A 24,125-nucleotide genomic window follows, 5' to 3' on the forward strand; every position below is an offset into this window, starting at 1 on the left:
CGTACACGGTTCGCGCGAGCGGTGCGAGAATGGGGCCATGCGATCCCTTATCCGCGTGCTCGTGAACGCCTTCGCGCTGTGGCTCACCACCCTCATCGTGGGCGGGAACGGAGATCACGGCGTCTGGATCGTGCCGATCAGCGATGACAACGGTGGGCGGATCCTCACCCTCGTGCTCGTGGCGCTGCTCTTCGGGCTCGTCAACGGCACGCTCGGTCGCGTCGTGCGATTCGTGTCGATCCCGCTCTACGTGCTCACGATCGGTCTCTTCGGTCTCATTGTGAACGGACTCATGCTCTGGATCGTCGCGGGCCTGTCGGATCTCGCGGGTTTCGGCCTGCGCCTCGGCGGGTTCTGGTGGGGCGTGCTCGCGGCCCTCGTGCTGTCGGTGCTGTCGGGCGTGCTGAACGGGCTTCTCGGTACATCGAAGAAGCGGGATCGCTAGCCGCGAGCCCGCACTCGGCGTGGGAGAATGGTCGGCGGACCGCGATCCCGAACCCGAGAGGCTCACATGACCCCGCTTCCCCCGCAGCCCATCAGCCCGCTCGACGGACGCTACCGCGCTGCAGTCGCAGATCTCGGCGACACGCTCTCGGAAGCGGGTCTCAACAAGGCTCGCGTGCACGTGGAGGTCGAGTGGCTCGCGTACCTCACGGAGCACTCCCTGCTCGGTGGCGCTCCCTTGGAGGCCGAGCAGCTCGCGTCGCTGCGGGAGTGGGCCACTGGGTTCGGCCAGGCGGAGATCGACGAGCTCGCGGAAACCGAGCGCACGACGCAGCACGACGTGAAGGCGGTCGAGTACCTCGTGCGGGCGCGCCTAGAGAGCCAGGGCCTCGGGCACCTGGCCGAGCTCACCCACGTGTGCTGCACGAGCGAGGACATCAACAACCTCTCGTATGCGCTCACCGTGAAGCAGGCGGTGGCCGATGTGTGGCGCCCGCGCTTCGAGCGCGTCATCACGGAGATCGCGCGTCAGGCTGAGCTGTATCGCGAGCTTCCCATGATGAGCCGCACGCACGGTCAGCCTGCAACGCCCACGACACTCGGCAAGGAGCTCGCGGTCTTCGTGCACCGTCTCGAGCGCCAGCTCAACCAGATCGACGACATCGAGTACCTCGGTAAGTTCTCGGGGGCGACGGGCACGTTCGCGGCGCACCTCGCGGCCGACCCGTCCGTCGACTGGGCACAGGTGTCGCAGGAGTTCGTCGAGGGGCTCGGCCTCGACTGGAACCCGCTGACCACGCAGATCGAGTCGCACGACTGGCAGGCGGAGCTCTACACGCGAATCGCCCACGCGAACCGCATTCTCCACAACCTCGCGACCGACATCTGGAGCTACATCTCGATCGGGTACTTCCGTCAGATCCCGGTCGCCGGGGCCACCGGATCCTCCACGATGCCGCACAAGGTCAACCCGATCCGCTTCGAGAACGCCGAGGCGAACCTCGAACTCTCGAACGCGCTGCTCGACTCGCTCGCGGCGACGCTCGTGACCAGCCGCTGGCAGCGCGACCTCACCGACTCGTCGGCGCAGCGCAACATCGGCGTCGCGCTGGGCCACTCGGTACTCGCGCTCGACAACATCCTCAAGGGGCTCGGGCAGATCGACGCGGCGCCCGAAGCGTTGGCGGCGGATCTCGACGCGAACTGGGAGGTGCTCGGTGAGGCGATCCAGACCGTGATCCGCGCCGAAGTGACCGCCGGGCGCTCGACGATCAGCGACCCGTACGCGGCGCTGAAAGAGCTGACTCGGGGACGGCGGATCGGCCAGGCCGAGCTCGTCGAGTTCGTCGAGGGGCTCGAGATCGGGGATGAGGCGAAGCAGCGCCTGCTCGCGCTCACGCCCGCGAACTACATCGGCGACGCCGTGCGGCTCGTCGACTTCTTGCAGCGGTAGTCCCGCGGCGGCCGGCTGTCAGCGGCGGGGCGCGTCCGTCTGCCGCACCCGTCCGCTGCTCCGTTGCGCGCCCATCCGCCTCTCCGCCCGCACCCATCCGTCGCCGCTCCGCGCCGTGCCCATCAGACAGTGGAAAGCCGGTCAGGCGGGTCGAATCTCCGGAAACCGGCCCGCGCGACGAGCTTTCCACTGCTTGACGGGCCCGCGCTGGCTACGATGACCTCATGGGTGGAGCGGGAAGGGCCGTGCGACGGCGCCGACGCGTGTCACTGACCGCGCTGCTCGACGAGTTCTTCTTCATCTACGCGGGGGCCGCGGCCATTTGGCTCGCCTGGTTGGTGCTGACGGAGAGTTTCCACTTCGGTTGGTTCGGAATACTCTTCTTCGTCGTCTTCTGGGGGCTGCTCGCGTACCTCGCGCTCCCCCGGCTGCATCGCATACTGACGACGATCTACGTGCCCGACTACTTCATCGGGCGTACGCGAACCAGCGATGGGCTGCTCGGCGACCCGATCAACCTCGCGGTGCGCGGCGACGCCGCCGCACTCTGCTCAGTGATGGAGCGCGCAGGGTGGACGCAGGCGGACCCGGTCACGCTTCGCTCCTCCTGGCGGATCGTCACCACGACTCTCAGCCGCCGCAGTTACGATCGCGCCCCCGTGAGTCCCCTGTTCCTCTTCGGCCGGATGCAGGATCTCGCGTTTCAGCAGGAGGTCGAGGGCAACCCCGCGCGGCGTCATCACATTCGCTTCTGGCGCACGCCTGACGGCTGGCTGCTCCCCGGCGGCGCGCGCGTCGACTGGCTGGCCGCCGGTACCTTCGACCGGGCTGTGGGGTTCTCTCTGTTCACGCTTCAGATCACGCACAAGATCGACGCGGACACCGACGTGGAACGCGATTACGTGATCTCGACGGTGCGGGAGGCTGATTCCGCTGTCGAACTCGAGGTGCTCAAGGACTTTTCCACGGGCTACCACTCTCGCAATGGAGGTGGCGACAGCATCAGCACCGATGGCGACCTGCCGATCATCGACCTGCGTGCCCTCGACCTGCGCGCCGACGACCTCTCGACTCCCCGGGACAGGGGCTCGGCGTGAGCGCCCGCGAACCGCGGAAGCGCCTGGCGGTGGAGCCGCCGACCGCGCTGCTGCGCCAGGAGCCCGCCGCGGCGCCGGATGCGAAGCGCCCTCCCGCGATCGCGGGCGGTGCGGCCCTGGTGCTGCTGCGAAGCGTCGGCGGCATCGTCTGGCTCTTCGGTCTCCTGCGCTCGTGGCCCGAGGTGCGCACGGAACTCGATCTCGACGCATCCCAGTCGGCCGTTCTCCTGGGCGTCATCATCGGTTTCGAGGTGTTATGGCTTGCCGTTTTGGCGGCCTTCGCCTGGCTGATCTGGCGGGGCAGCGGCGTCGCACGGATGCTCGCGATGTTCTGGTCAACCGTAAGCATTACCGCCTCGGCCGTGACCTACTTCACCTCGGGTCAGGACATCACGATTCGCACGACGCTCCTGACACTCGCGCTCGACATCCTGCTGCTCCTGGCACTCTCGAGCCGCGAGGCCCGGCGTTGGACACGCGGACGCCTCGACGTGCGAGCCGCAAGCGCGCTGAGACGTCGGCTGGCCCGTCACCGCGACCGCGGCTAAAGCGCCACGGGTGTGTCAGTGCCAGTTGGGCTTGTCGTCCGGCTTCTGCAGGTCCTTGCGGGCGTCGAGGTCTTCCTGGCTCGGCTTGCCGCCCAGGCCGACGAGCGCGACCATCATGATCGAGACGATAAAGCCGACCCCCAGGAACACCAGCGCGAGCACGATCTCGCGAGTCGCGCCCAGCACGATCAACCCGGCGAAGATACCGAGGATCGCCGAGAAGCCGATCAGCTCGAGCGGCTTCAGGCGGTCTCGACGCGTCGGGGTCACGCGATCCTGCGGAGCGGGATCAGAAGGCTGGGTCATCGCTTGCTTTCGACGGGGTGGATAACAGTCACGGTCACTGAGTGGGGGCGGACGCCGAGCGTCGCGGGTCGAACGCCGAGATACCGAGGAACACCCCGGCGAGCACGGCGTACGCACCCAAGAACCCCAGAACGGCGACCTGATCCTCGCGAACGAGAATCACGAGGAGCGCGAGCAGGATCCCGATCGCGCCGAGGAAGACCGCGTCCTGGCGACTCCCCGGGTGCACGGTCATACCGACGAACTCGAGCAGTGCGCTGATGAGGGCCCAGGCAGCAACGGTGAAGGCGAACGCGATCGGCGTGTCGACGCGCAGCGCGACGACAGCCGAGCCGGCGGACACGATCGCGAGGAGCAGCGGAACTGCACCGCCGCCCACTGCGCGCCGAGCGCGCCAATCCGCGAGATGAGCGACGGCGATCGCGACGAGTGTCGCGGCCGTCACACTCACGTCGAACCCGAGTTGTTCGTGCAGGGGGGCGGTGAACGCGATGGCGAAGCCGGCGAGCAGGAGCACCACGACTCTGACGAGGCGCACTGCGCGAGACACCGGTGGTTCAGGAGTCGACGAACCCGCAGTTGACGCTACTGCAGTCGGCATGGGACCCCTTTCTCAATTCGCATCAAGTCTACCGCGCCGGAGCAGGGAGGATCCGGAGCGCGGTTCGCACTTCGGCCACACGCGCTTCTCGGTCACCGCCGCACCGGCGAGGCGATCACATCTGCGGCATGTCTTGGAAGCGCGAGTAGTGGCCCTGAAACGCCACCGTGACGGTGCCCGTGGGTCCGTTACGCTGCTTCGCGAGAATGAAGTCGGCCTCGCCCGCGCGCGGGCTGTCGCGGTCCCCCACAGCCTCGCGGTGCAGCAGGATCACCATGTCGGCGTCCTGCTCCAGCGAGCCCGACTCGCGCAAGTCGCTGATCGCGGGCATCTTGTCGGCTCGCTGCTCCGACGCACGGTTGAGCTGCGAGAGCGCGATCACCGGCACATCGAGCTCCTTCGAGAGCAGCTTGAGCGCGCGAGAGAACTCAGAGACCTCCTGCTGACGGCTTTCAGATTTCTTGCCGCTCGACAGCAGCTGGAGGTAGTCGATGACCACCATGCGCAGGCCGTGCTGCTGCTTCAGACGGCGGCACTTCGCACGGATCTCGACCAGTGTGAGGTTCGGGCTGTCGTCGATGAACAACGGCGCCTCGGCGACGCGCGCCTGCGTCGCGGCGAGCTTCTGGAAGTCACGGTTGTCGAGCGCACCCTTACGGAGGGTCTGCATCGGAATGCTGGCCTCCGCGGCGAGCAGACGCATCGCGATCTCGGCGCGACCCATCTCGAGCGAGAAGAAGACGGTGGGCGCATTCGCGTGAACCGACGCGTTGCGCGCCACGTCCATGGCGAGTGTCGACTTACCCATGGCGGGTCGGGCGGCGATGATGATCATCTGTCCCCCGGCGAAGCCGTTCGTCATCGCGTCGAGCTCGCTGAAGCCCGTCGGCACACCGAGCATGCCGTCGGCCGCGCCATTCGCCTTGTTGATCTCCTCCAGAGCCGCGTCCACCGCGAGCGAGAGGGGCACGTAGTCTTCGCCCTGACTCTCACCGGTCACGCCGTAGATCTCGGACTGCGCGACGTTGACGAGGTCGATCGCCTCGCCCTCGCCGGCGTACCCCATCTGCACGATGCGAGTTCCCGCCTCAACGAGACGCCGGAGCAGGGCCTTCTCGGCCACGATTTCGGCGTAGAAGCTCGCATTCGCGGCCGTCGGCACGATGCTGGTGACCGTGTGCAGGTACTCGGCACCGCCAGCGCGCTGCAACTCCCCCGTCTTGGTCAGTTCATCGGTGACCGTGATCACGTCGGTGGGTTCGCCGCGGGAGTAGAGCGACAGCACCGCTTCGTAGATCACCTCGTGCTTGGGCACGTAGAAATCAGGACCCTTCAGCAGGCCCGTGACGTCAGCAACCGCGTCCTTCGAGAGCAACATACCGCCGAGCGCGCTCTGCTCCGCGAGGAGGTCGTACGGCGGAGTGCGCTCGTGCCCCCGAGGCTCGTCTTCGAGGAACGGATCCGAGATTCCGAGGTGTGCGATAGACACGCGGACACTTCCTTTCGATGCGATGGGAGCGGTCACTCATCGATCAGACACCAGACCCCGGACATTCACGTTAGGGGTGCGGATCGCGCCGCCTCAAGCGACCGAAAAGTGACACGCCAGGAGCCTGTGGATAACTAGGTGAATAACTCACCGCGAAGAGCCACATGTTGTCCACATTCTTGGGGACAACTTGTGGATGGCTTGTGGAGTTACTACGCGAAACACCACTTGATCAGGCCTTTCCAGTTTCCACAGTCGAAAAGTTATTCAAGTTTCAACTCCACGTTTAACGTTGACAAGAGGCGCAATATGTGGAGAACTTGTGCGCGATTGGGAGTGGAAACCGGGGAAGCGCGCGGGGATTCGCCACCCTCGTGTTCAGGAGCGGTTCAGCCGCCAGCAAGACGTCGGCACCACTCGTCCCACGGGTCCGCACACAACAAAAACGGGGTGCCGATCCGATCACCGGATCAGCACCCCGCCGTTGTCAGAAAGCGCTTAGCGCTCCGCGATCACCTGCAGCGTGATCTTCGCGTCGACACCCTCGTGAAGGTGCACGATCGCCTGGTACTCGCCCGTCGTCTTGATCGAGGGGACGGTGATCTTGCGCTTGTCGACCTCGCCGATGCCGGCAGCCGAGATTGCGGAGGCGACCGAAGCCGGCTTCACCGAACCGAACAGGCGTCCGCCCGTGCCGGTCTTGGCGAGCAGGCGAACCTTGCCCTCCTGCAGCTTGGCCTTGAGCGCCTGCGCGTCCTCAACCGAAGCGAGTGCGCGAGCGTCACGAGCCGCACGGAGCTGCGCGACCTGAGCCTCGCCACCGCGGGTCCAGTGCATCGCGAACCCCTGGGGTACGAGATAGTTGCGGGCGTAGCCGTTCTTGACCTCAACGACGTCGCCTGCTGAACCGAGGCCCTGGACCTCGTTCGTCAGAATTACCTTTGACATTGTGCTCTACTCCTTAGCGGCCGGAACCGGCGTAGGGGAGGAGAGCCATCTCGCGGGCGTTCTTCACGGCCTTTGCGATGAGACGCTGCTCCTGAACGGACACGCCGGTGATGCGGCGGGCGCGGATCTTGCCGCGCTCAGAGATGAACTTGCGGAGCGTTGCGACATCCTTGTAGTCGATGACGCCGACGGTCTGCTTCTTCGCGGGTGCGAGGGTCTTGGCGTTCTTACCGCGACCCGGCTTGCGGCCTGCGCCGCTGGACTTGCCTGCCATAATTGGTCTCTTTTCGTGATGCGTTCCGGCTGGGCCGGATCAAGAAGTTTAGAAGGGTTGCTCGTCGTCGAAACCGCCGCCGAAGCCGCCGCCGGAATCGCCCTGGCCCGAGTTGGTCCAGGGGTTGTCCTGCTGCTGCTGCGGAGCAGCGGGCTGACCCCAGCTGCTCTGCCCGGCGGGCTGATTGCCACCGCCACCGCCCCCGAAGCCACCGACCTGGCCACGCGCCTGGCCGCGAGCGACCTGAGCTGTAGCGAAGCGGAGCGACGGACCGACCTCTTCGACCTCGAGGTCGAGAGAGGTGCGCTGCTGCCCCTGGTTATCGGTGTAGCTGCGCTGAGTGAGGCGGCCCTGCACGATGACGCGCATGCCCTTCGTGAGCGATGCGGCGATGTTGTCGGCGTACTCTCCGTACGCGCGGCAACCGAGCCACAGCGGTTCGCCGTCCGACCAGTCACCCGACTGACGGTCGCGCACACGCGGCGTCGAGGCGATCCGGAAGGTCACCCACGACTTACCCGCCTGGCTGACACGCGGCTCCGGGTCGGCAACGAGGTTACCGACGACTGTGATCAGCGGCTCACCGGCCATGAGCTACGCGCCGACCTTCGCAGCGCGAGCGGCCTTGGCCTGGTCGCGCTTGGCCTGAGCTGCGCGCTGAGCGATGAGCTCGTCTGCACGGAGCACCTTGGTGCGGAGCACGGCCTCGGAGAGACCGAGCTGACGATCGAGCTCAGCGGTCGCCTCGGGCGTAGCGGTGAAGTTCACCACGACGTAGATGCCTTCGGACTGCTTCTTGATCTCGTAGGCCAGACGGCGCTTGCCCCAGATATCGGTGTTCTCGATTTCGCCGCCCGCATTGCGGATGACGCCGAGGAACTTCTCAATGCTGGGGGCCACGGTGCGCTCGTCGATACCCGGATCGAGGATCACCATCAGTTCGTACGGATGCATTATTGACCCACCTCCTTCGGACTTCACGGCCACAGGATTTCTGTGACAGGAGGGTGTTTTGCATCGTGCCTGCGTGCCGGGCAGATTGCACCGCACGTAGACAACCCCAATAGCTTAGCACCTTGCGGCCGCGCGAGCACCCGCGTCTTCGCCGACCCTAGGCTGTCTGCATGCGCATCGCCCTGGTCTCCCTCCACACGTCACCGGGAGCCGTGGCGGGGCGGGGCGACGGGGGCGGCATGAACGTCGTGGTGGCGGCGGCCGCCCGGGCGCTCGCGCGGCGCGGTCACGAGGTCGTGGCGATCACGCGCGCGAGCGCGGAAGCGCCACCGGGGGAGCGGCCGCTCGACGCAGCGGATCCGCATGGCGCTCAACTCCGCGCGCTCGAAGTCGGCCCGCCGACGGCACGCAAAGAAGAGCTCCCGAGCCTGCTCCCCAAGTTCTCGCGCGACCTCGAGCGCCTCGGCCGCTTCGACGCGGTGCACGCGCACTACTGGTTGAGCGGCCTCGCGGCGGGGCCGCTGGCGGCACGTTGCGGCGTCACTCCCGCGATCACCTTTCACACACTCGCCGCCCTGAAGAACGAGCGCCTCGCCCCCGGGGACCGCCCCGAGCCACCGTCCCGCCTCGCGGCGGAGCAGTTCCTCGCCCGCCACAGCGAGACCATCGCCGTGAGTCGGAACGAGCGCGACGCGGTCCTCCGCGCCCTCGGCGATCAGAACCGGCGCATCGAGATCGTGCCTCCGGGGGTCGACACCACACTGTTTCGCCCCGATCCGGCGCGCACCTCCGATCGTCTCCGCATCGTGGTGCTAGGCCGAGTGCAACCCCTCAAGGGCCAGGATCTCGCCGTGCGCGCCGCGGCGGAGATCGCGCGGCAGGATCCCGAACTCTGGAGCCGCTGCGAGCTCGTCGTCGCGGGCGAGCCGACCCCCGGTGCGGAGGAGTATGCGGCTTCGCTCCGGGATATCGCGGAGCGCGCCGGCATCGCGGGCCAGGTGCGCTTTCTCCCGGCGCAGGATCGCGAGGCCGCCGCCCAGCTCCTCGCCTCGAGCAGTGTCGCGCTCGTGCCCTCGCACTCGGAGAGCTTCGGGCTCGTCGCGCTCGAGTCGGCGGCGTGCGGCACGCCCGTGGTCGCCGGGGCGCACTCCGGGCTCCTTGAAGCCGCGCCCGCGGGGGTCGCCGGGGTGCACGTCGAGGGGCGCGATCCCGCGCAGTGGGCGGGTGCGGTCGCGCGGTTGCTCCGAGACACCGCTGCCCGTGCGCGCCTCGCGGAGAGTGCGCGGAAGCACGCGCTCGCGCACAACTGGGATGCGCACGCCTCGCAGCTCGAGCGGATCTACGCGCGGCTACGGGCCTGACCGGCTCGCCGCTGCGGGGTCGCGCGCCCGTCAAGCAGTGGAAAACCCCACAGACGGGCCGAAACCCCGGAATCTGTACCGCGCGACGAGCTATCCACTGTCTGATCGGACAGGGAGCAGGTCCGGTGCGGGCGCGGAAGCAGGTGGGGGCGAAAGCAGGAGCAGCAGCAGGAGCAAGGGCAGCAGAAGCAACAGCAGCAGGAGCAGGAGCAGAAACTGGGACCGCAGGAGTACCAGGAAGCACGAAGCCCCGACCTGCAAACGCAGATCGGGGCCCGTGTGCACACAGCACTACTCGCCCAGGAACTCCTCGAGCTCGGTGCGCGCCGCGTGATCCGGCTTCTGCACCGGCGGCGACTTCATGAAGTACGCGGAGGCGGACTCGACGGGACCGGCGAGGCCGCGATCCAGCGCCACCTTCGCGCTGCGGATCGCATCGATCATCGTGCCGGCCGAGTTGGGGGAGTCCCACACCTCGAGCTTGTACTCGATGCTCATCGGCACGTCGCCGAAGCCGCGGCCCTCGAGGCGCACGAAGGCGAACTTGCGGTCTTCGAGCCACGGCACGTGGTCGCTCGGGCCGATGTGCACGTCGTCGGCGGGGAGGTCGACGTCGATGTTCGAGGTGACCGCCTGCGTCTTCGAGATCTTCTTCGACTTGAGGCGGCTGCGCTCGAGCATGTTCTTGAAGTCCATGTTGCCGCCGACGTTGAGCTGGTACGTGTGGTCGAGCGCGACGCCGCGGCTCTCCATGAGGCGAGCGAGCACGCGGTGCGTGATGGTCGCGCCGACCTGGCTCTTGATGTCGTCGCCCACGATCGGCAGGCCCGCGTCGACGAACTTCGCCGCCCACTCGGGGTCGCTCGCCACGAACACCGGCACCGCGTTGACGAACGCGACGCCCGCGTCGAGCGCCGCCTGCGCGTAGGCCTTCACCGCGTCGTCGCTGCCGACCGGGAGGTAGCACGCGAGCACCTCGGCGCCCGAGTCGCGCAGCACCTGCGCCACGTCGACCGGGTCGACCGACGACTCCTCGACCGCGTCGCGGTAGTACTCGCCGAGCCCGTCGTGCGTCGGCCCGCGCAGCACCTTCACGCCGAGCTCCGGCACGTCCGAGAACTTGATCGTGTTGTTGTGGCCCGCCCAGATCGCCTCACTCAGGTCGAGGCCGACCTTCGCCGCGTCGACCTCGAACGCCGCTACGAACTCCAGATCGGAGACGTGGTAGCCGCCGAGCCGCACGTGCATGAGGCCCGGAACCTGCTCGTCGTCGGAGACGCCACGGTAGTACTCGACGCCCTGCACCAGCGAACTTACGCAGTTCCCGACACCCGCAAGGGCTACTTTCACACTCATGGCACCTCTGTTCTCCGTGGGTTTCGAGCGCAGGAGCGCCCAACCCGGTAGTTTAGCCTCCGCAAGTCAGAGCGCCGCTCAGGCGGATGCTCCGCGTGCTGCTCGGCGCCCCGATGGCCGCTCGCCTACGCCGCGGCCGGGGGAGTGACGCGGCGGAACATCTCGACGGCTCGCACCGGTTCGCGCTGCCCGCCGACATGCACGATCTCCTCACCATCGAGTGTGAGCTGTGTGGCGTATCCACGGAGAGCCGCAAGCTTTCGGGGGAGCCACGGCGTGACGTCGTGCGCATCGAGCGCGTCGCCGGGCTCATCAGACTCAGGTGCAGGATCGGCCGCGCCTCGATCCACCGCCCCAGCACGCTCATGCGCGCCGATCGTGCTCTCGGACGCGTGGTCCCCGCTTTCATAGGCATCGACCGCGATCTCCCAGAACGGCAGGTCGAGCGCCTGGGCGACCGCGCGAGAGATGCGGTGGGCGAAGACGTGATCGGGGTGGCCGTAGCCGCCACCGTCGTCGTAGCTCACGATGGCCTGCGCGCCGGAGCGGTAGGCGGCGGCGAGGAGGTCGTTCAGCGCCTCGACCGCGGGTGCGGAGGTGAGCGCGTCGGGCCCCGCCTCGGGTGCCGCGGTGGCGCGGCCGTCCGGGCCCCAGACCATACCCGAATCCTCGTAGATCACCGGAGGAGCGCCCTCGGCCCGCGCCGGCTCGACCCCGAGGAAGGCGTGCCGCTCGACGCCGAGCATGCCGAGCGCGGTCTTCAGCTCGTTCTGGCGGGCGACCGCAAGCCCGTGCGCTGCGACGAGCGCCTCGAGCGGCCCGGCCACCACCTCGCCCTGCTCACCGCGGGTCAGCGTGACGAGCAGCGGCTCCCGGCCGGCCTCGGCGAGCGCCGCGAGGGTTCCGCCCGTCGTGATCGTCTCGTCGTCGGGGTGCGCGTGCACGAACATCACGCGTGCGCGCCCGTCGAACCACGTCGTGGGATCCTGATTCGCTTCGGTCGTGCTCACGATGTCTCCGATGGGTTTTCTGGCGTTGCTCGCACCGTGGGCTGTGTTGTTGTCGAGGGCTGCGCTGTCTCCGCCGGCCCTGCAGCGGTCTCCTGCTGCGCGAACCACTCGCGCAGGCGAGCCTCCGCTGCCTCTTCGCCGATGGGCCCCTCATCGAGCCGCACCTCGAGCAGGTACTTGTAGGCACGCCCCACGAGACGCCCCGGAGGGATGCCGAGAATCGCCATGATCTGCTCGCCGTCGAGCTCGGGTCGCACCGCCGCGAGCTCCTCAGCCTCCGCAAGCTCCCCGATCCGCCGCTCGATGTCGTCGTAGGCGTGCTCGAGCCGCTCGGCCTTGCGGCGATTGCGCGTGGTCACGTCGGCGCGGGTCAGGATGTGCAGACGGTCCAACTCCTCGCCCGCATCGCGCACGTAGCGCCGCACCGCGGAATCGGTCCACTGCTGGTCGCTGTACCCGAAGAAGCGCAGGTGCAGTTCGACGAGCCGCGCCACCCGCTTCACCGTGTCGTTGTCGAAGCGCAGCTCGCGCAGCCGCTTCTTCGCGAGCTTCGCCCCCACGACGTCGTGGTGGTGGAAGGTCACCCCGCTCCGCTCGAAGCGTCGCGTCGCCGGCTTGCCGATGTCGTGCAGCAGCGCCGCGATGCGCAGCACGATGTCGGGCGCGGCGGTTTCGTCGTCGCGGCGCGCGATCTCGAGCTCGATCGCCTGGCGCAGCACCGTGAGGCTGTGCTCGTACACATCCTTGTGGCGACCGTGGTCGTCCTGCGTCGTGACGAGGGCGGTGAGCTCGGGCAGGAAGCGGTCGGCGAGACCGGTGTCGACCAGCAGACGGATGCCGGGCGCCGGGTCGCCCGCCGAGAGCAGCTTCACGAACTCGTCTCGGATCCGCTCGGCCGAGATGATGTCGAGCCGCTCGGCCAGCTCGTACATCGACGTCTGCGTCTCGGGCGTGACCTCGAAGCCGAGCTGCGCTGCGAAGCGGGCCGCGCGCAGCATGCGCAGCGGGTCGTCGGTGAATGACGCCTCGGGAGCGCCCGGGGTGCGGATCTTCCCGGCCAGCAGATCCTCGACGCCGCCCGAGACGTCCACGAGTCGCATCTCGGGGAGCATCAGCGCGAGCGCGTTGATCGTGAAGTCGCGGCGCACCAGGTCGCCCTCGATCGTGTCGCCGAAGTTCACCTCGGGCTTTCGCGAGTCCTCGCGATATATCTCCGCGCGATACGTGGTGATCTCGACCGTCTCGCCGTGCACGCGCGCCGCGATCGTGCCGAAGTCGCGGCCCACGTCCCACACATTGCCGGTGATCCCGTCGAGGATCCGACGCGTCTCGTCGGGCCGCGCCGACGTCGTGAAGTCGAGATCGGTGACCGCGCGACCGAGCAGCGCGTCGCGCACGGGGCCGCCGACGAGCGCGAACTCGTGGCCGCTCTCCGCGAAGGCGGTAGCGAGCACCTTGACCGGCGCCGAAGCAGCGATGGCGCGCAGGGCGTCCATGGATGCAGCGAGGGAGGGCATCCACATAGGGTACCCGGAACCCCCTCCCATTCCTGATCTCTAGACTTGACAGCATGCCCCTCCGTCCCGGTCTTCGCGCGCGATCGCTGGGTGCATGGGTACTCGCGGCCGGGCTCGCGATTTCGGGGCAGGTGGGCGCGCTCGCTGTGTCAGGTGATGCCGGTCAGTCAGCGGTTTCGGGGCGCGCTGTCCCAGCTGCGAACGACGAGGCGGCGGATCGGCCAGCCCCCGACGCGCAGCTCGTGCTGGCGCCGAGCGAACCCGTGATCGAGGTCGGCGCAGACGAGGTGCAGTTCAGCGTGCTGCTGCGTAATACCGGCGATGCGGACCTCCCCGCCGGTACGGTGTCGCTCGAGCTCGGCTCGCGGCCGGTCACCGATGACGACGAGTGGAGCGCTCAGTCGGAGGAGCCGCGCGGCGCTGGGGCGGATCCGCTGCCCGGAACCGCGCTTCCCGTCGCGACCGCGGAACTCGGTGCGACCGCCGCGGGGGAGGAACAGGCGCTCACGGTGACGGTGGCGCGTCGGGACCTGCCGCTCGACCTCGGTGCTGTGGCAGGTGCGTATGTGGTGCGGGCGACGGTCACCTTTGGTTCGGACGCTGACGCAGGTGCCGACGCCGCCGCAGACGCCGCCGCTGATGCCAGTCGTCCCGGGGACCTCGTCACGACCTCGCCGCTCGTCTGGAAGGGCGCAGGTATGCAGAGCGTGCCGGCGAGCGTCATCGTTCCGTTCGTGCTGCCCTCCGACATCCACACGCTTCCGACGCGGCCGCAGCTCGAGGAGCTCGCCCCGCGATGGGACCGCCTGCTCACGGCCGCGAGGAAGGCGGAGGCGACGCTCGCCATCGACCCACGCGTGGTCATCGGGATCCGCGCATATGGTGAAGAGGCGCCGGCAGCCGCGCGGGAGGTGCTCGAGCGCCTGGAGACCACGACGTTGCCCTCATTCCTACTGCAGTTCGCCGACGCCGACCCTTCGGCGCAGGCGGCACTCGGCTTCACGACGTTGCTCGGGCCGACCAGCGTCGATTTCATCACGCGGTTCGGCAGCTGGCCAGCGGACGGCGGCACCTCCACGGGCGGCAGCAATGTTGGCGCGGATCAGGACAGTGAAGCGGACGCGGGAGAGCGCGCTGCCGATAGCGCCACGCACGCAAGCGGCGGGGGCACCGACCAATCCGCTGAAACCGACGACTCATCGGAGCCCACCGAAACCCCCGGCGACGCCCCGGCGAACGCCCCGGATCTCGAAGAGCTCAGCGCCTGGCCCGCCGAGAGCGCTCCGACGGCCTGGCCCGCCGGCGGGCGCGCCGACGCTGCGACGATCGACCTGCTCGACACCGCGAACATCGACCGACTCGTGCTCAGCTCCGACGGTGTGACGCTCGCCGGCGGCCCGCGCGCGAAGCTCGGAGAGGACCGCGCGACCGTCACCGATGCGGCTTTGAGCGACGCGTCACGAGTCGCTCTGAGCGCTGCGAGCGAAACGGAGCGCGCTTCAGGGCTCGCGGATCTCGCCGCCCGCCTCGTCGTCGATGCGCAGAGCGAGTCGCGCGGCGTCGTTATCGGCCTTGATCGCGGAGCAGTCGCAGACTCTGCCGATCCTGCCGCCCTTCTCGATGAGTTGGCTGATTTCGCCTGGGCCGAGCCCACCGCGATCGACGATCAGCGAGCCGGCAAGGCGACGCTGCAGCCCTCGGGCACCTCGGAGCAGCGCCTCGAACTGCTGCGCGCCGCATCGAACCGGGAGGGTTCGGTCGCCGAGGTCGGGGCCGTGCTGGTGCACCCCGAATACCTCGGCGGCTACCAGCGCACCCGCTTGCTCGAGCTCTTCGCGACGCGATACGCCGAAGACGAGGCCCGCTTCGCCGACGTCGCAGCCAGCTTCCGGGCGCGCGACGCCGAACTCCTCGGCGGCGTGCAAGCGCTCAGCACCGAGCACATCCAGCTCGTCGGGAGTTCCACGCGCGTGCCGGTACAAGTGCGTAATGCTCTCCCGTTCGACGCGCTCGTGACCGTTGAAGTTCAGCCCGCATCGGCCGCCCTCGCCATCTCCGAGCGCACCTTTCCTCAACTGCTCGTGCCTGCCGAGGCCAACGAGGCCGTCATGGTGCCCGTGCACACGCGTGTCTCGTCCGGGGAATCGGGGCTCGTGATCGGCGTGACAGCGGCCGACGGCGTCCACACCGTCTTCACGGGCACACTGCCGATCACGATTCGCAGCGGCGTCGAAACCGTCGCCTTCTGGGTGCTCGGAGGGCTCGCGGTTGCCCTCCTCGGCTTCGGCATCGTGCGCAGTGTGCACCGGCGACGCCGGCTCAGGGCAGCTGGCCGCCTCGCACACTGAGTGCGCAGGAATAGGCCGCGCTTAGGATGGGTTATACCCCCCGAGCGGCAAAGGCCGCGCTGTCACCCCAGGTGTGCGAGGAGCCACATGCACGAGATCATCATCATCGGATCCGGTCCGGCCGGCTTCACCGCCGCGATTTACGCTGCGCGCGCCGGCCTCGAGCCGATCCTCTTCGCGAGTTCCGTCGGAATCGGCGGCGAACTCATGAACACCACCGAGGTCGAGAACTTCCCGGGCTTCCCCGAGGGCGTGCAGGGGCCCGACCTCATGCAGAAGATGCAGGAGCAAGCCGAGAAATTCGGCACCGAGGTCATCTACGACGACATCACCGAGGTCGACTTCTCGGGTGAGATCAAGCGCGTGACCGCCGGCGACGGCTCAGTGCACGAGGCGCACACCGTCATCTATGCGACGGGATCCGCCTACCGCAAGCTCGGCATTTCCGACGAGGATCGCCTCTCCGGTCACGGCGTCTCGTGGTGCGCCACGTGCGACGGTTTCTTCTTCCGCGAGAAGACGATCGCGGTCGTGGGCGGTGGCGACTCCGCGATGGAGGAGGCGACCTTCCTGACGCGCTTCGCTGACAAGGTCTACGTGATCCACCGTCGCGAGGAGCTCAAGGCGTCGAAGATCATGCAGCAGCGTGCCTTCGACAACGAGAAGATCGAGTTCGTTTGGAACTCCGAGGTCGCGGCCATCCACGGTGACGCTCAGGTGACCGGTGTCACGCTTCGCGACACGACGGACGGCACCGAGCGCGAGCTCGCTCTCGAGGGCCTGTTCATCGCGATCGGCAATGATCCGCGCACCCACCTCGTGCACGGCAAGCTCGACCTGACCGACGACGGCACGATCGCCGTTGAGGGACGCAGCTCGCGCACTTCGGTGCCGGGCGTATTCGCGGCGGGCGACGTCATCGACCCCTCGTACCGTCAGGCCATCACCGCCGCGGCATCGGGCACGGTCGCTGCCCTCGATGCCGAGCACTACCTGGCGGATCGCGAACAGGCCGAGCAGATCGCTCTCGCCACGGCTTCCGCGTAATCGCAGCAGTTTCCACGCAGCAACTTTCAGAAGGAGTCATCGTGTCACAAGCCATCACCGTCGACGAGAAGAATTTCGCAGAGGCCGTGCTTCAGAGCGACGTGCCCGTGCTGGTCGATTTTTGGGCAGCCTGGTGCGGCCCGTGCCGCGCCGTCGCGCCCGTGCTCGATCAGATCGCGGCCGAGAACGAGGGCAAGATCGTCATCGCGAAGCTCAATGTTGACGAGAACCCGAACCTCGCAGCGCAGTACCGGATCACCTCGATTCCCGCGATGAAGGTGTTCCGCGGCGGCGAAGAGGTTCGCGAGATCATCGGCGCAATGCCGAAGCCCATGATCGAGCAGCAGCTCGAGGGCATCCTCTAAGAGGTTTCAACGCTCGTTTCGCGCTACCGCGATTTCGAGCGAACTGAGAACGGCCGGGGGGGGGCGCCGGTCGACCCCCCCCCCCCCGGCCGTTCTCTATTGTTCTTGCTTCAGGCCCAGAGCGTGGCTTCACGCTTTGGGAGGCTCAGGCGCCGAAGCCGGGATCGCCGAGGTCTGAGAGAATCCGCTTCAGGTCCGCGATCGTCGCGAAATCGATCACGATCTGGCCCTTCTTCGCGCCGAGCTTGACGGCGACGCGGGTGTTGAAGCGATCGCCGAGCCGATCCGCAATCTCGCCCAACTGCGCCTGCACACCGCCCGCACGCGCCTTCGGAGCGCGGCGCTTCGGCTCATCGGAGGCCACCGCCTCGGCCGCACGCACCGAGAGTCCCTCGTTGACGACCTTGTCCGCAAGGCGTTGCATCGCCTCTGCGTCTCCGTCGAGCGAGAGGATCGCGCGCGCGTGACCGGCTGAAAGCACACCCGCGGCAACGCGCGCCTGCACAGGCTCGGGGAGACGCAGCAGGCGAATCGTGTTCGAGATCTGCGGGCGCGATCGACCGATACGCTCAGCAAGCTGCTCCTGCGTGATGCCGAAATCGGAGAGGAGCTGCTGGTACGCCGACGCCTCTTCGAGCGGGTTGAGCTGTGCGCGGTGCAGGTTCTCGAGCAGCGCGTCACGGAGCATGTGTTCGTCAGCGGTGCTCCGCACGATCGCGGGGATCGTCTCGAGGCCCGCGCGCTTCGACGCGCGAAGACGGCGCTCACCCATAATGAGCTCGTAGCGCGGACCATCCGCCGGCTGGGGTTCGATCGCGCGAACCACGATCGGTTGGAAGACGCCGAACTCTCGCACGCTGTGCGTCAGCTCATCGAGCGCTTCCTCGTCGAACTCGGTGCGCGGCTGCGAGCGGTTGGGTACGACGTCCGCCACATCGAGGCGTGTGAGGCGCGCTCCGGGAACCTCCTGCAGCGAGGCGTCTTCGCTCGCTTCAGTCGCCTGCGGCGCTGACTCCGGCCTCGCGGCGGAGTCAGCAAACGCTGCGGCCGATCCGCCGCTCGACGGGAAAAACACGTCGACAGGCCGTTCAGCACCCTCCGCGGATTGCGGAATGAGCGCGCCGATTCCCCGCCCGAGGCCGCTCCGCTTTTTCGTGGCCATGCTTATGCCTTTCCGTCTTCATCGCTGTCTGTGCTCGCTGCCTTCCGAGCGCCCCGATCGGCCATCTCAGCCGCCGCCTCCAAGTAGGCGAGCGCACCGATCGAGGGTGCGTCGTAGGCGTGCACGGTCTGCCCATAGCTCGGTGCCTCAGAGATGCGTACTGAGCGAGGAATAACCGATGTTAATACCTGATCAGGGAAGTGATTGCGAACTTCCCCAGCGACCTCTTGTGAAAGCTTCGTGCGAGAGTCGTACATTGTCAGCAGGATCGTCGAAATACGAAGCGTCGGGTTCAGATGCTTCTGAATGAGTTCGATGTTGCCGAGCAGCTGGCTCAGACCCTCGAGCGCGTAGTACTCGGTCTGAATCGGGATCAGCACTTCATCCGCGGCGACGAAGGCGTTGACCGTCAGCAAGCCGAGTGACGGCGGGCAATCGATGAAGACGTAGTGGAAACGTCTCTCGGACGACTCGAGGAAGTCATTGAGCGCGGTGCGGAGCCGCTGCTCCCTGGCGACGAGCGAGACCAGTTCGATCTCCGCTCCCGCGAGGTTGATCGTGGAGGGTACGCACCAGAGATTTTCGTGGTCACTCGTGGGTTGGATGGCATCCGGGATGTCATCGTCACCGAGAAGCACGTCGTAGATGCTCGTGATCTCAGGGCGGTGCGGCACGCCCAGTGCGGTCGAGGCATTGCCCTGCGGGTCCAGGTCGATGACGAGAACATTTGCGCCGCGCCGTGCCAAAGCGGCGGCGAGATTCACCGTCGTCGTGGTCTTACCAACGCCGCCTTTTTGGTTCGACACCGTGATGATCCGCGGATAATCCGGCAGCGGAGACACGATTTCCGCGAGTCTGCGCCGTCGCTGCATCTTGTCGACGAGGTGATCGCCAACGGGCAACTTATCCGTATCAGCCATGTCTCACGAGTTTAGCTCGAAACACTCGCGTGGTTTCGGCGAGGAGGTCCGTTCCGAGTTCCTCCACCGTTACGTCGCGAACGCGGTGCTTTTGCAGCACCTTTTTCGCGCCGTCGATCTCCTGTTCGACCGAAGCCCCCTTGAGGAACAGCATCTCGCCCCCATCGCGAAGGAGGGGAGCGGTGAGGGGAATCAACTTGCGGAGGGCCGTCACCGCGCGAGCGGTGACCTGATCCACCTCGAAGGCACCGTGGAACTCCTCAGCACGTCCACGTCGAACTTCGGCGTTCTCGATCCCGAGGAGATCGATCTGCTCCTGCAGCCACACGCACCGTCGCTCCATCGGCTCGACGAAGAGGAATCGTGCGTCGGGCCGAATGATGGCGAGCACGAGCCCCGGCATCCCCCCGCCGGTGCCGATGTCGGCCACCCGTGCGCCGTGCGAAACGAGCGGAGCGAGTACGGCGCTGTTGAGCAGGTGCCTGGTCCAGAGGCGGGGGGCCTCAAGCGGGCCGATGAGACCCAGCTCTTCGCCGCGTTCGCCGAGCTGCTTCGCGAACGCCCGCAGCACGTCGACCCGCTCACCCGCGAGGGTCACCGCAGCAGCGGGCTCCGTCTCGATCAGCGATGCTTCAGGCATCGCGTTGCCTCCGCCGTTTCACGTGGAACACTCGCCGCCCTTAGGCCGCGCTAATGACGAGACGGCGCTCCCGGCCTTCGCCGCGCGACTCGGAGTGGTACCCGCGATCCGCCACCGTGTCATGCACAAGCTTGCGCTCGTACGAAGACATCGGCTCGAGCTCAACCTCGCTGCGTCCCGCAGCGATCTGCGCGACCGCCGCGTCGACCATGCGCTTGAGCTCGTTCGCCCGCGCATCTCGAGAGCCTCCGACGTCCACGATGATGCGCGAGAATCGGCCGGTCTTCGCCTGAACAGCCAGGCGAGTCAGGTCCTGCAGCGCCTGGACGGCGTCCGGGGTCGCGAGGCGATCGAGGTCGACGCCGCCACCCGAGACTGAAACGTACGCACGGCCGTTGGCGACGTCGATATCGAGGTCGCCGTCAAGATCGACGATGTCGAGCAGGCCTTCGATGTAGTCCGCAGCGAGGTCGCCCTCGGCCTCGAGCTCTTCGAGGCTCAGCGTTTCAGGTGCAGCCTCCGCTGCCGTGTTCTCAAGGCTCACGCTTACTTGCCCTTCTTCTTCGCGCGCTTGGCGCCCATCGGCTGCTGGCGCTGTCCCGCCTGCGGGGGAGCGATCTCTTCCCCGCGAGCCTGCGCACGCTTCTCATCGTCGGTCAGCTTGCCCTTGGCCTTCAGACGGGCCTGCCGCGCACGCCACGCATCGCTTCCCGGGGTCGGCATGTTGCGGATAACGATGAACTGCTGGCCCATTGTCCAGAGGTTCGAGCTGAACCAGTAGACGTTGAGTGCGAGCGGGAAGGTGAAGCCCGAGAACAGGAACGCGAACGGGATGACGTAGAGCAGAATCTTCTGCTGGCGGTACATCGGCGAGTTCTTGGTCTCGTCCGAGACGTTCTTCGACATGATCTGCAGCTGCGTGAAGAACTGCGACGCGATCATCAGGATCATGATGAGCCCGAGGATGATGATGACGGTCCAGTTCTGCTGGGCCCATGCGTCGCCGAAGTTGAGGCGAAGGGGCGCGACGCCGAAGAGGCTGGCGTTGTAGAAGTTGTCCGTGAGTTCCTGGTTCATGAAGCCGATACCCGCGGTGCGCGACGCTGCGTGGCGCAGCACGTAGAACAGCGAGAAGAAGACCGGCATCTGAATCAGGATGGGCAGGCACGAGGAGAACGGGTTGGTTCCGTGCTTCTTGTAGAGCGCCATCGTCTCGCGGCTCATGGCCTCGCGCGAGAACTGATCCTTCTTGCCCTTGTACTTGTCCTGGATCTTCTTCATCTCTGGAGCGAGATCCATCATGCGACGCTGCGACTTGATCTGTCGGACCGTCACAGGGATGAGCGCGGAACGCACCACCACGACGAGTCCGATGATCGACAGCACCCAGGTGAGGCCCGAAGCCGGGTCCATCCCGATCCACGTGAAGGCCTGATGCCAGACGGCGAGCACGAGCTCGACCAGCCAGCGGAGTGGCCACAGGATTGTTTCGAAGAAGTCCACCGGGTTAAGCCTTTCGCTCGATGGGGCGGATGAAGCCGCGGGAGTTGATCACGAAGGGGGAGTGCGCCCTTGGCGGGACATCATCGACGCCACCCGGCGTGAACGGATTGCAGCGCAGCAATCGCCACGCGGTGAGCGCCGTGCCGACAACGAAACCACGAAGTTGATACGCGTCAACAGCGTAGCGGGAACACGATGGGTAATACCTGCAGACTTCCCCGTACAGGGGGGAGACGATGCGGCGGTACAGGTGCATGATCGCGAGTGCAGCATTCCGTGGGAGCAGCCACAATTCGGTGAGCGGGCGGATCATGCGCTGACCGCTTCGCTCTCGCGCTGCCGGCGCGCATCGCGTTCGACGCGGTCGAGCGCTCGCTCCATTTCGCGCCGCAACTCGCCGAAGGTGGCCTCAGCGACGGCGGGAAGAGCTCGGAACACGATGTCGACCGACGATACGCCGCTGTGAAGCCGCGATTCGATGACGGCCTTCATGCGTCGACGCACCCGATTACGCGTGACCGCGTTGCCGACCGCTTTGGAGATGATGAACCCGAAGCGCGCCGGTTCGCCCGGAGAACGCAAAACCGCGTGGGTGATGCACAATGCACCACCCACGCGGCGTCCGGCGCGAACGATCTGCCGGTAGTCCTGTCCCCGGGTAATTCGATGGTGCCGTGCAGGCATGACCGGTCCCGGGAGGAAAAAGTATTACGCGGTGAGCTTCGAGCGGCCCTTGCCGCGTCGCGCAGCGACGATGGCACGGCCGGCACGCGTACGCATGCGGGCGCGGAAGCCGTGCACCTTGGCGCGGCGGCGGTTATTGGGCTGGAAGGTACGCTTGCTCATAGTTGAAGACTCCGTGACTTATGGAACAGATCCCCGGGCCTCTGGGGGCTTCGAGGAAGTCGGATGTTGGTGGCCCGGGGCTCGTGTCGAACCTCACGCTCGAACATCCGAGCTTTCGGTCAGCCACTCACGTTGCGCAAGCCACCCATACAAGGTATTTACTCTACGCGCTTTCCTTCGCCCCGTCAAAGCTGCCTGCTTTCTCGATTCTGGCTCCGCGCCGCGTCTTGGTGTGCACACGTGCTGCTGTCCCCTCACTGACACCCGTGTACTCAACACGGACTTGCCTGTGGACAAGTCTGTGACTAACGTGGGCTCAGGGTTGGCTCTTCTCGACCAGTGAGCCGTTTTCGTACGTTTTTCCGCGGCTTTGCTTGTGGATAACGTTGGGAGTAACCTTGCGTCGAATTTTCTAGAGCTGACTGGGCGGGAGCCACGTGACCGAGGATGAACTGCAGGAGGTCTGGGATCGCGTGACCCAGGCGGTGATGAGCGATCCTGCCGTCGGCCCCGCGGTCGGAGCGCAGCTCGCACTCGCCCTGCCCCGGGGTATTGCTGCGGGCACCCTCTATCTTGCTGTGCAACTCGACTTCACATTGAAGCTCCTCGAGAACCGTCTGCGACCCGCGATCATGTCGGCGATCGCGAACATTCCGGAGGCTCGAGAGATCGAGAACTTCATTGTCATCGTCGATGAGGATGCGCATCCGGATATCGATCCTGATCCGACGCCTGAACCGTCCCATGTGTCCACGCCGACACCGGATTTCGACGGTGGTTTCGGCGGTTTCGAGCCGAGTAGGGCTGAATCCGCACGTCCGGTTATGGAGCCTCGTCGTCGCCATGGAGCTGACGAGGCCGTTGATAGCCGACTGAATGACAAGTATCGCTTTGATAGCTTCGTGATCGGGCAGTCGAACCGGTTCGCTCACGCCGCCGCGGTCGCTGTTGCGGAGGCCCCCGCCCGCGCGTACAACCCGCTGTTCATCTACGGCGACTCAGGGCTCGGAAAGACGCACCTTCTCCACGCGATCGGACACTACGCTCGAGAACTCTTCCCGGACGTGCGCGTGCGATACGTCAGCTCCGAGGACTTCACGAACGACTTCATCAACTCCATCGCGAATAACCAGGGCGCCGCATTTCACGCGCGGTATCGCAGCGTCGACATTCTGCTCGTTGACGATATCCAGTTCCTTGAGGACAAGGTGGAGACGCAGGAGGCGTTCTTCCACACCTTCAACACGCTGCACGACCACAACAAGCAGGTGGTGATTACCAGCGACGTTCAGCCGAAGCAGCTTCGAGGCTTCGAGGAGCGCATGCTGTCCCGGTTCGAGTGGGGCCTCCTGACGGACATTCAGGTTCCCGACCTCGAGACGCGTATCGCCATCCTTCGCAAGAAGGCGGAGCGAGAGAATCTCGAGATCGATTACAGCATTCTCGAGTTCATCGCGAGCAAGTTCTCCTCGAACATTCGTGAGCTCGAAGGCACCCTTATTCGCGTAACGGCGTATGCGAGCCTCAACCAGCAGCGCATCGATATGCAGCTCGTGCACACGGTGTTGAAGGATCTCATCACCCTCGACGCCGACAATGAGGTCCAGCCCTCAGACATCATCAGTAAGACCGCCGAGTACTTCGACCTCTCCGTCGATGATCTGTACGGTCCCACTCGTGCGCAGCAGATCGCCACCTCGCGCCAGATCGCGATGTACTTGTGCCGCGAGCTGACGCCGCTTTCCCTGCCGAAGATCGGTCAGCTCTTCGGCGGGCGCGACCACACAACGGTGATGTACGCGCACAAGAAGATCTCTCAGCTCATCGCGGAGCGACGCTCGATCTACAACCAGGTAACGGAGCTCACCACTCGCATCAAGCAGGGTTCTCGGTAGCGAGTTATCAACAGCGCAACATCGCCTTGTGGATAGCTGGG

The 24,125-nt window shown here is 66.5% G+C and carries 27 protein-coding genes; 9 read left to right on the forward strand and 18 right to left on the reverse strand.

Translation table 11 applies throughout. The annotated features are described in order from the left end of the window. Positions 1-37: 37 nt before the first annotated feature. From WFH00_RS07280 to WFH00_RS07295, 4 genes are all read left to right on the forward strand, one after another. Positions 38-445: a phage holin family protein gene (locus tag WFH00_RS07280; protein WP_336660070.1), complete on the forward strand. Its 408-nt coding sequence runs from the start codon at positions 38-40 to the stop codon at positions 443-445. Between the two features lie 66 nt (positions 446-511). Continuing rightward, positions 512-1,897 (forward strand): adenylosuccinate lyase, encoded by a 1,386-nt coding sequence (gene purB, locus WFH00_RS07285; protein ID WP_336660071.1) that lies wholly within the window; start codon positions 512-514, stop codon positions 1,895-1,897. A 263-nt stretch (positions 1,898-2,160) separates the two neighbouring features. Beyond that, positions 2,161-2,994, forward strand: coding sequence for an LssY C-terminal domain-containing protein (locus WFH00_RS07290; protein WP_336660072.1), 834 nt, complete (start codon positions 2,161-2,163; stop codon positions 2,992-2,994). Next, positions 2,991-3,542: a hypothetical protein gene (locus tag WFH00_RS07295; RefSeq protein WP_336660073.1), complete on the forward strand. Its 552-nt coding sequence runs from the start codon at positions 2,991-2,993 to the stop codon at positions 3,540-3,542. Before WFH00_RS07290 ends, WFH00_RS07295 begins: the two co-directional genes overlap by 4 nt. 15 nt (positions 3,543-3,557) lie before the next feature. On the opposite strand, the gene WFH00_RS07300 is transcribed toward WFH00_RS07295, so the two are convergent. The 7 genes from WFH00_RS07300 to rpsF all read right to left on the reverse strand — a co-directional run bounded on the left by WFH00_RS07300 (position 3,558) and on the right by rpsF (position 8,114). Continuing rightward, entirely contained in the window at positions 3,558-3,848 is a 291-nt protein-coding gene (locus WFH00_RS07300; RefSeq protein WP_336660075.1) for an ABC transporter ATP-binding protein, read from the reverse strand. A 34-nt stretch (positions 3,849-3,882) separates the two neighbouring features. After that, positions 3,883-4,449, reverse strand: a complete 567-nt coding sequence (locus WFH00_RS07305) for a hypothetical protein (RefSeq protein WP_336660076.1) — start codon at positions 4,447-4,449, stop codon at positions 3,883-3,885. Between the two features lie 115 nt (positions 4,450-4,564). After that, complete coding sequence (gene dnaB, locus WFH00_RS07310) at positions 4,565-5,938, reverse strand: replicative DNA helicase (RefSeq protein ID WP_336660077.1); 1,374 nt, start codon at positions 5,936-5,938, stop codon at positions 4,565-4,567. A gap of 498 nt (positions 5,939-6,436) precedes the next feature. After that, complete coding sequence (gene rplI, locus WFH00_RS07315; RefSeq protein ID WP_336660078.1) at positions 6,437-6,886, reverse strand: 50S ribosomal protein L9; 450 nt, start codon at positions 6,884-6,886, stop codon at positions 6,437-6,439. A gap of 13 nt (positions 6,887-6,899) precedes the next feature. Continuing rightward, positions 6,900-7,160, reverse strand: a complete 261-nt coding sequence (gene rpsR, locus WFH00_RS07320) for a 30S ribosomal protein S18 (RefSeq protein WP_017884085.1) — start codon at positions 7,158-7,160, stop codon at positions 6,900-6,902. Between the two features lie 48 nt (positions 7,161-7,208). Next, a complete protein-coding gene (ssb, locus tag WFH00_RS07325; protein ID WP_336660079.1) occupies positions 7,209-7,751 on the reverse strand; it encodes a single-stranded DNA-binding protein in 543 nt (180 codons plus the stop codon). Positions 7,752-7,754: 3 nt separating this feature from the next. Continuing rightward, a complete protein-coding gene (gene rpsF / locus WFH00_RS07330; protein WP_336660080.1) occupies positions 7,755-8,114 on the reverse strand; it encodes a 30S ribosomal protein S6 in 360 nt (119 codons plus the stop codon). 170 nt (positions 8,115-8,284) lie between these two features. Here rpsF and WFH00_RS07335 point away from each other — a divergent pair, with 170 nt between their 5' ends. Further along, on the forward strand, positions 8,285-9,475 hold the full coding sequence (locus WFH00_RS07335; RefSeq protein WP_336660081.1) for a glycosyltransferase: 1,191 nt from the start codon (positions 8,285-8,287) through the stop codon (positions 9,473-9,475). A gap of 291 nt (positions 9,476-9,766) precedes the next feature. Here the strand turns inward: WFH00_RS07335 and WFH00_RS07340 are convergent, their stop codons facing one another. The 3 genes from WFH00_RS07340 to WFH00_RS07350 all read right to left on the reverse strand — a co-directional run bounded on the left by WFH00_RS07340 (position 9,767) and on the right by WFH00_RS07350 (position 13,358). Next, positions 9,767-10,831, reverse strand: coding sequence for an inositol-3-phosphate synthase (locus WFH00_RS07340; RefSeq protein ID WP_336660084.1), 1,065 nt, complete (start codon positions 10,829-10,831; stop codon positions 9,767-9,769). A 125-nt stretch (positions 10,832-10,956) separates the two neighbouring features. Continuing rightward, complete coding sequence (locus WFH00_RS07345) at positions 10,957-11,841, reverse strand: PIG-L family deacetylase (RefSeq protein ID WP_336660085.1); 885 nt, start codon at positions 11,839-11,841, stop codon at positions 10,957-10,959. After that, positions 11,838-13,358, reverse strand: coding sequence for a CCA tRNA nucleotidyltransferase (locus tag WFH00_RS07350; RefSeq protein ID WP_336660086.1), 1,521 nt, complete (start codon positions 13,356-13,358; stop codon positions 11,838-11,840). The genes WFH00_RS07345 and WFH00_RS07350 overlap by 4 nt, the downstream gene beginning before the upstream one ends. Positions 13,359-13,411: 53 nt before the next feature. On the opposite strand from WFH00_RS07350, the gene WFH00_RS07355 reads away from it, so the two are divergent. From WFH00_RS07355 to trxA, 3 genes are all read left to right on the forward strand, one after another. Continuing rightward, entirely contained in the window at positions 13,412-15,706 is a 2,295-nt protein-coding gene (locus WFH00_RS07355) for a DUF6049 family protein (protein WP_336660087.1), read from the forward strand. Positions 15,707-15,793: 87 nt separating this feature from the next. Next, positions 15,794-16,753, forward strand: a complete 960-nt coding sequence (gene trxB / locus WFH00_RS07360) for a thioredoxin-disulfide reductase (protein WP_336660089.1) — start codon at positions 15,794-15,796, stop codon at positions 16,751-16,753. Between the two features lie 41 nt (positions 16,754-16,794). Then, the gene (trxA, locus tag WFH00_RS07365; RefSeq protein WP_336660091.1) at positions 16,795-17,118 is read left to right on the forward strand and encodes a thioredoxin; all 324 of its coding nucleotides are present in this window, start codon (positions 16,795-16,797) and stop codon (positions 17,116-17,118) included. A gap of 145 nt (positions 17,119-17,263) precedes the next feature. Here the strand turns inward: trxA and WFH00_RS07370 are convergent, their stop codons facing one another. From WFH00_RS07370 to rpmH, 8 genes are read right to left on the reverse strand one after another with little or no spacing between them, the layout of a single operon-like run. Then, positions 17,264-18,280, reverse strand: coding sequence for a ParB/RepB/Spo0J family partition protein (locus WFH00_RS07370; RefSeq protein WP_336660093.1), 1,017 nt, complete (start codon positions 18,278-18,280; stop codon positions 17,264-17,266). A gap of 2 nt (positions 18,281-18,282) precedes the next feature. Then, positions 18,283-19,200, reverse strand: coding sequence for a ParA family protein (locus WFH00_RS07375; protein ID WP_336660095.1), 918 nt, complete (start codon positions 19,198-19,200; stop codon positions 18,283-18,285). Further along, entirely contained in the window at positions 19,193-19,840 is a 648-nt protein-coding gene (gene rsmG / locus WFH00_RS07380) for a 16S rRNA (guanine(527)-N(7))-methyltransferase RsmG (protein WP_336660097.1), read from the reverse strand. The genes WFH00_RS07375 and rsmG overlap by 8 nt, the downstream gene beginning before the upstream one ends. Positions 19,841-19,880: 40 nt before the next feature. After that, on the reverse strand, positions 19,881-20,384 hold the full coding sequence (locus WFH00_RS07385; protein ID WP_336660098.1) for a Jag family protein: 504 nt from the start codon (positions 20,382-20,384) through the stop codon (positions 19,881-19,883). Between the two features lie 2 nt (positions 20,385-20,386). Further along, on the reverse strand, positions 20,387-21,343 hold the full coding sequence (gene yidC, locus WFH00_RS07390; RefSeq protein WP_336660100.1) for a membrane protein insertase YidC: 957 nt from the start codon (positions 21,341-21,343) through the stop codon (positions 20,387-20,389). Positions 21,344-21,347: 4 nt separating this feature from the next. After that, complete coding sequence (gene yidD / locus WFH00_RS07395) at positions 21,348-21,656, reverse strand: membrane protein insertion efficiency factor YidD (protein WP_336660101.1); 309 nt, start codon at positions 21,654-21,656, stop codon at positions 21,348-21,350. Further along, complete coding sequence (rnpA, locus tag WFH00_RS07400) at positions 21,653-22,027, reverse strand: ribonuclease P protein component (protein ID WP_336660102.1); 375 nt, start codon at positions 22,025-22,027, stop codon at positions 21,653-21,655. Before rnpA ends, yidD begins: the two co-directional genes overlap by 4 nt. A 24-nt stretch (positions 22,028-22,051) precedes the next feature. Continuing rightward, entirely contained in the window at positions 22,052-22,189 is a 138-nt protein-coding gene (gene rpmH / locus WFH00_RS07405) for a 50S ribosomal protein L34 (protein WP_010155609.1), read from the reverse strand. 437 nt (positions 22,190-22,626) lie between these two features. Here rpmH and dnaA point away from each other — a divergent pair, with 437 nt between their 5' ends. Continuing rightward, complete coding sequence (gene dnaA, locus WFH00_RS07410; protein WP_442918809.1) at positions 22,627-24,084, forward strand: chromosomal replication initiator protein DnaA; 1,458 nt, start codon at positions 22,627-22,629, stop codon at positions 24,082-24,084. Positions 24,085-24,125 lie beyond the last annotated feature (41 nt).

It is taken from the genome of Leucobacter sp. USHLN153 (assembly GCF_037145615.1).
In the GTDB taxonomy this organism is placed as follows: Bacteria; Actinomycetota; Actinomycetes; order Actinomycetales; family Microbacteriaceae; genus Leucobacter.